Origin of the sequence: Cereibacter ovatus (assembly GCF_900207575.1) — a bacterium.
Taxonomy (GTDB): domain Bacteria; phylum Pseudomonadota; class Alphaproteobacteria; order Rhodobacterales; family Rhodobacteraceae; genus Cereibacter_A; species Cereibacter_A ovatus.
Genome location: NZ_OAOQ01000051.1, coordinates 1 through 1786 on the forward strand (window position 1 = coordinate 1; position 1786 = coordinate 1786).

General features: G+C 67.3%; 1 protein-coding gene. It reads right to left on the reverse strand.

Features of this window, described 5'->3' with window-relative positions; genetic code table 11:
- Nucleotides 1-1786 (reverse strand): baseplate multidomain protein megatron (locus CRO07_RS18195; RefSeq protein ID WP_176504636.1); only part of this gene is annotated, 1786 nt, incomplete at both ends.

Consider the following 1786-nt stretch of genomic DNA (forward strand, 5'->3'; position numbering starts at 1 on the left):
AGCCAGTGGCCAAGGCGCCAATTCGGGCCGTCCGTCCAGACCCCGGTAAGTTCCGGAAAGAGCGGATAGGGCCGCGCATCCCAGGTCCAGGCGGCACATTCCGGCACATGCACCATCCGGCCGCCGTAGACAGATGAGGTCGGGTTGTTCGCGCCCTGACCCCACCAGAGATAGCTGGCCTCAAGGTAGGCACGCTGGATCGCGTCATCCCGCCAGCCGCGCGAGAAGTAGGGCGTGAAGCTCTCTGACGACTTCGGGTCGAAGAAGACGTTCGGCTGGTTCGTGCCCCGGTCGATGGCGGGGCAGCCCAGTTCGGTGAACCAGACCGGCTTGGACTGCGGCACCCATGCGGTCGGCGTGCCGCTCTCCATCCCGCCCGGCCGGTTGAAATGCGGGTTCGACCACCATGCACGCAGATCCTTGTAGCGGAACACCCACGGTTTGCCTGCAGCGCCGTCGGTGATCGGAGTCCGGATCTGTGCCGAACGGTCGGCGGCCGAGGCATAGAACCAGTCGAAGCCCTCGCCGCCTGCGATGTTGGCCTGCAAATAGCGCCGGTCCTGGATCGCGGACCAGCCTTCCAGCGCATCGGCATGGCCGAACCCGTCGCGCCAGTCTGAAAGCGGCATGTAGTTGTCGATGCCGATGAAATCGATGTTGGCATCCGACCAGAGCGGGTCGAGGTGGAAGAACACGTCCCCGGTCCGGTCGCCCGGCTGGTGACCGAAATACTCGGACCAGTCGGAGGCGTAGCCGACCTTGGTGCCCGGCCCGAGGATCGCCTTCACGTCCGCCGCCAGCGCCTTGAAGGCGGTGACGGCCGGATAGGTGCTGGCGCTGGAGCGAATGGTGGTCAGCCCGCGCATCTCGGTCCCGATCAGGAAGGCATCGACACCGCCCGCCACGGCACAGAGATGGGCGTAGTGCAGGATCATGCGCCTCAGGCCCCAGTCACCCGCAGGGCCGGTCCAGTTCACGTTGTCGCCCGACACCGCGAACTGCGCCGGGGTGGCCACGCCGAAGAAGGCCGAGACCTGCGTGGCCGCTGCGGCAGTCTTGTCAACGGTCCCTGCGAAGCCTGCAGCCGGGGAGCAGGTGATCCGGCCGCGCCAGGGCAAGCTCGGCTGGCCCGGCGTGGCGGCGTTGGCGCTGTAGGGGTTCGGCAGCGTATTGCCGGGCGGCACGTCCATCAGCAGGAAGGGATAGAACGTCACCCGCAGCCCACGCGCCCTCATCTCGCGGATCGCCTGCACCACCGCGAAATCCGCAGGCGTGCCGCCGTAGACTGGCCGATCTTCCGTATCCCGGCTGACGAGATGGGCACCCGCCCGCGCCAGGCCGTTGACGGTCCAGACCTGTGGGCTAGTGGCCTTGGTCGCGACCTCCACGCCGGGCTTGATCGTGCAGTTCCCCGCACGCAGATCGTTGCCGAACCAGGCGACGACCAGGCTGACGCTCTCGACGGCCGGGGCCATGGCTTGCAGCCGGTCGAGGGCCACGACGATGTCGGCCTCATCCGGCAGCGCGTTCAGGTTCTCGGCCGAGGTTGTGCCGCCGGTGGTCTGGCCGAATACCGTCGTGAATGCGCCCACGGTCTTGCGCACAGCCTCCGTCGCATAGGTGAACTCGCCCGAGGCCGGGATCATCGTCACGGCCTTCACCAGCCCCTCGGCCGTGTCGGGATCCGCGATCGGGCGGAAGACCTCGAACGACAACTGCGGCAGGCGGTTGCCATAGGTGGAAAGCGCCAGTTCCTCGAAGACGACATAGGCGGTGCCGCGATAGG